The sequence below is a fragment of the Pseudomonas sp. BAY1663 genome (genome assembly GCF_000582595.1).
Lineage (GTDB): Bacteria > Pseudomonadota > Gammaproteobacteria > Pseudomonadales > Pseudomonadaceae > Stutzerimonas > Stutzerimonas stutzeri_AF.
Genome location: NZ_AZSV01000053.1, coordinates 26,237 through 32,402, shown reverse-complemented (window position 1 = coordinate 32,402; position 6,166 = coordinate 26,237). Strand labels below are relative to the sequence as shown.

Below are 6,166 nucleotides of genomic sequence, written 5' to 3'. Positions count from 1 at the left end.
CCGGCGTAGCGGCTGGTTTGGCGGCACGCACGGCCGGCGCCGGCTTGCTCGCGCTCTTCGCCGCAGCCGCCGGTTTGGATGCGCCGCTGCGGGCCGCGGGTGCTTTGCTCGCGATCGGCTGGTTGCGTGCCTGCAACGCCTGGTCGGCGGCATCGGCAACCTGGCGGATGCCCTGGGCCAGCTTCAGGCTTTGCTCGGTGTCGCGCTTGAGTTCGGTGACGTACGTCAGGGTCTCGCTCTGACGCGTCTGCAGCAGCGCCAGCGATGCTTCCAGTTCGTCGATCCGGGCACGCGCCTTGGCCTGGGCCTTGACCTTGCCCGCACTGCCGGCGTCGTCCAGCTTGGCACGGGCCTTGAGCAATTTGTCTTGGACCTTGCCACGCTGCTTCTGCAGCTTGGCAAGCGAGTCCTCAGCTTCCTTTCGCGCCTGGGTACAGGCCTTGTCCAGATGGTCGATGAGGCTGTGCGAAAGCTGCTGCAGCAGATGCAGCGGAGTGGTGACCGACTTCTTCTTCGCGGGCATGAAAGTGCCTCCTGGCAGGATCGATGCCCCCATACTAGACGGCCTGCCAGGCAGCCGCCAGCCACCCGGAAAACCTCGCGCTCGGCGTACCGGCCTGACGCGAGCGATCCGGCAGCCGTGCGGCCGATACTCAGGCGGTAGCGGCGGCCTGCTTGTGCGCGTTGTGCAGCACTTCGATCAGGCAATCTTCCAGTTCGAAACGCTCGTGCAGCAGTTGGCCGAGCTGCCTGAGCTCATCGTCCAGGCCCGGACTGCCCAGGCAGTCGCCCTTCTCGCAACGGTCATTGAAGGCCAGTGCGACCTGAGTGATGGTTTCGATGCGCGGATATATCTGCTTCGCCAGTTCGATCCCGCGCACGTCGCCAAAGGCCTCGGCCTCGGCGAGCAATTGCTCGTAGATTTCGAAATGGCCGGCCGACACATAGTCGACCAGCAGTTCGCAGAACTTCTGCAATGCCTGGCGTGTAGCGCCATCGCGCTCCACATGCAGGTTGTCGAATGCGTTGATCAGTGCGTGACGTTCGTGCAGCCAGCGGTCGATCAGCAGATGCACACCACCCCAGCGTTCCTGGGCGTTCCGACAGCTTTCGAGCATGATGACCTCACTTCCCTAATCGATGATGCTTCTACGCCATTCCGAGACGTTTTTGTCTTTCGGTATCGGCCTTTGGGTGAGTGGCGGCAGCGAATGGCAAGATTCCGTCACCGCACGAGCAGACTATGCCGCGGCGCTCGAAGCATCAAGCAATGCCGACGAAATTTCCGCGCCGCCGCTGGAAGGCTCCCCCGAGGTGCCGTGCACCCTGGAAAAGAAGACCATACAACCGCAACGGGAGTTCGCAGGGAAAAGGATTGGTTCAGTCGCGACGCAGCAGCTGCCAGGCGCAGAGGATCGCCATGCCGATGAACGCCAGCAGGCTCCATTCCGGAATGCTCAGGCCCAGCAGGGTCCAGTTCACTTCCGCGCATTCGGCGGTGCCATGCAGCACCAGCCGGACGATCTCCTGGAACGGCAGCGCTTCCATCATGTATTCCAGGCTCGGCAGGCAGCTCGGCAACTGGTCGGCCGGAATGCTCTGCAACCAGATCTGCCGAATCGCCGTGGCGCCACCGGCAATCACGAACAGCAACGCGAGTACCGCGTAGATCCTCCGGCCGACCCGCGCCGGCCCGTGGATGGCGGCCACCAGGCAGACCAGGCCGAAGCCGATGGTGCAGATGCGCTGCACGATGCACAGCGGGCAGGGCACCAGGCCCACGACGTGTTCCAGATAGAGCGCGACGGCGATCAGCAGTGCGCTGCCGAGGAAGGCGAGAAGAAATAACGAACGAGGGCTGGCCAGGCGCATGATGGCTCCGCTAGCTGGGCTGGAAAAGTCCGCTACGGTAGTGGAAAGCGGGATCGCCTTACAAGCCGCGCCAGGGTCGTGCGCATGCGTCAGGCCCGCGGCATGGCGGACCTGACTAGTCGATCACAACGTGGCCGGAAGCGTACGATCGAGCAGGCCGACGCCCTGCTGGAACAGGCGGTTGCTGCTTTCGGTATCGCCCAGCTGGGCCAGCAGGCGCGCCAGTTCGGCGCAGGTTTCCGGCCGGTGATCGAAGCGCAGGCTCGCTTCCAGGTAATCGCGGGCCTTGCCCCACAGCTCGTTGCGCAGGCTCAGGCGCCCCAGCGCCAGCAGTAGCACGGCATTGTCCGGGTGGTCCTTCAACCAGGCTTCGGCCTGCGCAAGCTGGCGCGCCGGCTCGCGCCCGCGAACGCGGCCGTAGCGCTCCACCAGGCGCTCGTCGAACTGTCGCTTGATCGCCGCGAAGAGCACCTCTTCGGCCTTGGCTTCGGCGCCCAGGCGGTTCAGCCCATCCGCATAGGCGCGCACCACCAGCGCCTCGCCACGCAGGGCGCTTGGTACCGTCTGCCAGCGTTGGTTGAGCGCCTGCACGACCTCCTCGGAGGGTTCCGCCGCCTGCCCGGCCTGCTCGATGGCAGCGGTCCAGGCGAGCACTTCCAGCTCGCCCAGGCGCGCCGGTGGCAATACCCGATGCTTGCGCAGTTCCGGCAGCAGCCGGCACAGCGCCGGCCAGTCCTCGAGCTGTACGTACAGCTGTTGCAGCAGCGCAAGCACGTAGGGATGACGCGGATGCTCATCCTGCAATGCGCTGAGCGAAGCACGCGCCTCGGCGTACTGGCCGCGGGCGATCTGCAGTTGCGCCTGGGTCAGGCCGATCGCCAGCGCCGCCTCGGGCTCGCGCTCCTGCGCCTTGCGCAGCAACTCGTCGCTCTGCTCGTATTCGCCCAGTTCGTTGGCGGCGCGCGCCGCGCCCAGGTAGTGCACCAGCGGCTGGCGATCGTTGTCCGCCGCCAGGCGTAGATGAGCGAGGGCGTGGCTCCACTGTCCCTCGGCCAGTTCCCGCAAGCCACGCCGCGAGGCGTTCTCGACCCGCCGGGCGCGGTGCCGGCGCGACCAGGGGTTGACCAGTGCGCCGGAGACCTGCAGCACGCCAAGCAACCAGTGCAGCGCCACTGCCAGCAACCAGAGGCAGGCGACCAGCGCGAGGAAGACCCAGAAGCTCGACTCGTAACGGAAGCGGTCGTAGGTGATCAGCACATAGCCGGCGCTCTGGCTGATCGCCCAGCCGAGCAAGCCCGCGATGGCGAGCAGCAGAATGAGTACCAGGGCCAGGCGTTTCATGTGCGCTGCGCCTCCTGCTCGTCGGCCGCGGGTTCGGCTGGCGCGGCGCTTTCAGGTGTCTCCTGCTGCTGTACGTAGGCCTGCAGCGCCTTGAGCGCGGGCGCCAGGTCCGGCAGCGTCACCTGCACCTCGCGCCGCGACAGCGTCTCGATGCGCTCGCGCAGGCCGCGCGCCTGGCCGTTCTCCTCGCTGAAATGGTCCTGCAACAGCGCACTGGCCTGCTGCAGGGACTGCCGGTACACCTGGCATTGCCGTTGAGCACGGCCCACTGCGCCTGCTCGATGGCCAGCGACAGCGCCAGGCGCACCTGGCCCAGCGTCTGCCCGGCCAGCAGCGGCTTGACGTCGGCACTGGCATCGAAGTCGACCCGCACGTAGCGGGTCAGCTCGTCCAGCCAGCGCTGCCAGCGGCTCTGCCCCGCAACCTCGGGCAACGCCTCGCCGTTGACGAACTCCGGCGCCAGGGCGCTGAGCTGGCTGCTCTGCCCGCGCAGCGCGCCGAGCTGCAGGAACAGCCCGGTACGATCGAGTTCCGGCAGGCTGCGCAGCGCCTCCAGCCTTCGAGCAGCTTCTGCCGGGTGGCATAGGCGCTCGGGTCGTCCTGCTTCTGCAGGATCAGGTCGGCCTCGTGCACCAGCATCTCGGCGCTCTTGACGTCCTGCATCGCCGACAGCTGCAGCATGGCCATGCGCAGCAGGTGTTCGGCCTCGGCCAGGCGCCATTGCTCGCGGCTGGCGCCGAGCACCTGCTCGACGCGACCGGAGAGCCGCTGCTGGTCGCTCTGCAGCACGGCCAGCAGGCGCCGCCGCTCCTCCAGTTCGGCGGCCGAGGGCAGCTGTTCCAGCCGACCGAGGCGCGCGGCCAGTTGCTGATCGCTAGCCGCCAGTTGCCGAGTCTGTTCGCTGGCGCCCTGCAATGCCTGGAGCTGGCGATCTTCCTGGGCACCGAGCTGCTGCAATTGCCAGAGGCTGTAGCCACCCAGCGCGATGGCGCCGACACCGACCAGCAGCGCCAGCGCGGCCAGGGCTTTCCCAGGGCCACCGGCAGCAGGCTTGGATGGTTCGGACTGGACGGACTCGACGGCGGGAGTCGGCTCACTGGCAGGGGGTTGCAGCGGGTCTTTCTTGGAATCTGCTTCGCTCACGTTTCCATCCTTTGCATCAGGAAGCGGCCAGGGTGGTTTCCCGCAAGGCCGCCAGCAAGGCCGCGGCTCCTGCGCCACGGCAATCTACGATTCGTTTGGCGCCCAGCCGTCGAGCCATCTCGGCCACCCGCGGGCTGGGTACGAACAAGGGTAGCTCAACCACCTCGGGCCAGCTCTCGGCCGCCAGCTCGCGCAGCGACTGCAAACCCTGCCCACTGCTGACCACCAGGCCGTTGAGCCGTTCCGCTTCCAGGGTGGCGGCCAGGGCCCCCGGCGGATAGCCCGGCAGGTAGCGTCGATAGAGTTCGAGAATGTCCACCTGCACACCGCGGCTTCGCAACGTCTCGGCGAGGAATTCGCGACCGCCCTCGCCGCGCAGGATCAGCAGCTTCGGCTCCGGCCGGGCCAGCGCCTCGCTCAACCGTGGCAGGGCCAGCAGCGCCTCGCTGTCATCACCATGCTGCGGCCAGCTCACATCCAGGCCGTAGCCTTCGAGGATCGCGCCAGTGGCGGCACCGACGCTGAACCAGGCCTGGCCGAACGGCGGCTGCGGCCAGTAGCGGTCGAGCAGTTCGAGGCCCAGCCGCGCAGCCGGTTTGCTGACCACGACCACCGTGCAGTAGCGATCCAGTTCGAGGATCGTCGCACGTTGCTCGGCGGTTTCCGCCAGGGGCTCGATCGCCAGCAGCGGCAGGCTCGCACTGTGGATGCCGGCACCGGCCAGGGTCGCCGCCAGTGCGGCACACTCCTCGGCCGGCCGGGTCAACAGCAGGCGCCAGCCGCTCACGCGTGCCCGGCCTCGCCATAGACCGCCTTGAGGATCTGCTCGGCGCCCTGGGCCAGCAGGTCTTCGGCGACCCGCACACCCAGCGCCTCGGCCTCCGCGGCCGGTGCACGGCCTTCGGCGCGCAGCAGCAGGGTGCCGTCCGGCTGACCGACCAGGCCGCGCAGCCACAACTGTTCGCCCTCGAGCACCGCGTAGCAGGCGATCGGCACCTGGCAGCCACCGTTCAGGCGCTTGTTCAGCGCACGTTCGGCCGTGACCCGGGTGGCGGTCGCAGGGTCGTTCAGGCAGGCCAGCAATTGGTGCAACTCGCTGTCGGCGGTACGGCACTCGATGCCCACGGCACCCTGGCCGCCGGCCGGCAGGCTCTCGTCGACGCCGATGCTGGAGCGGATGCGCTCGCCGAAGCCGAGCCGGATCAGGCCGGCGGCGGCGAGGATGATGGCGTCGTACTCGCCGGCATCGAGCTTGGCCAGGCGGGTGTTGACGTTGCCGCGCAGGAACTGGATCTTCAGGTCCGGCCGGCGCGCCAGCAGTTGCGCCTGGCGGCGCAGGCTGGAGGTGCCGACCACGCTGCCGGGCGGCAGCGCGTCGAGGCTGTCGAAACGGTTGGAGACGAAGGCGTCGCGCGGGTCTTCGCGCTCGCAGATGCAGTACAGGCCGAGCCCGGCGGGAAACTCCATCGGCACGTCCTTCATCGAATGCACGGCGATGTCCGCCTCGTTTTCCAGCAGCGCGGTTTCCAGTTCCTTGACGAACAGGCCCTTGCCGCCGATCTTCGCCAGCGGCGCATCGAGCAGCTTGTCGCCGCGGCTGACCATCGGCACCAGGCTGACCTTCAGCCCCGGATGCGACGCCTCCAGGCGCGCCTTGACGTATTCGGCCTGCCACAGGGCCAGGGCACTCTTGCGGGTGGCGATGCGAATTTCGCGAGACATGGGGCAATTCCAAAGCAGATGAACTGCCGGCGATGATAACAGGCCCGGTGCGCGGACTGGGCTGGCCGGGATCAAGGAAAGCAGCCGG

The 6,166-nt window shown here is 67.7% G+C and carries 6 protein-coding genes and 1 pseudogene; all 7 read right to left on the bottom strand.

Annotated features, from left to right (window positions below; genetic code table 11):
- Positions 1–523, bottom strand: a 523-nt coding sequence (locus BAY1663_RS15080) for an AlgP family protein (protein WP_037042282.1), incomplete at its 3' end; no start/stop codon positions are given.
- A 130-nt stretch (positions 524–653) separates the two neighbouring features.
- A complete protein-coding gene (locus tag BAY1663_RS15075) occupies positions 654–1,118 on the bottom strand; it encodes an Rsd/AlgQ family anti-sigma factor (protein WP_037042280.1) in 465 nt (154 codons plus the stop codon).
- 262 nt (positions 1,119–1,380) lie between these two features.
- Complete coding sequence (locus tag BAY1663_RS15070) at positions 1,381–1,872, bottom strand: disulfide bond formation protein B (protein ID WP_037042278.1); 492 nt, start codon at positions 1,870–1,872, stop codon at positions 1,381–1,383.
- A 123-nt stretch (positions 1,873–1,995) separates the two neighbouring features.
- Positions 1,996–3,213, bottom strand: a complete 1,218-nt coding sequence (locus BAY1663_RS15065) for a heme biosynthesis protein HemY (protein WP_037042276.1) — start codon at positions 3,211–3,213, stop codon at positions 1,996–1,998.
- Positions 3,210–4,356, bottom strand: a pseudogene (locus BAY1663_RS15060) (uroporphyrinogen-III C-methyltransferase). The gene BAY1663_RS15065 and the pseudogene BAY1663_RS15060 overlap by 4 nt, the downstream one beginning before the upstream one ends.
- Before the next feature lie 16 nt (positions 4,357–4,372).
- On the bottom strand, positions 4,373–5,143 hold the full coding sequence (locus BAY1663_RS15055; protein ID WP_037042274.1) for a uroporphyrinogen-III synthase: 771 nt from the start codon (positions 5,141–5,143) through the stop codon (positions 4,373–4,375).
- The gene (gene hemC, locus BAY1663_RS15050; RefSeq protein WP_037042272.1) at positions 5,140–6,078 is read right to left on the bottom strand and encodes a hydroxymethylbilane synthase; all 939 of its coding nucleotides are present in this window, start codon (positions 6,076–6,078) and stop codon (positions 5,140–5,142) included. Before hemC ends, BAY1663_RS15055 begins: the two co-directional genes overlap by 4 nt.
- Positions 6,079–6,166 lie beyond the last annotated feature (88 nt).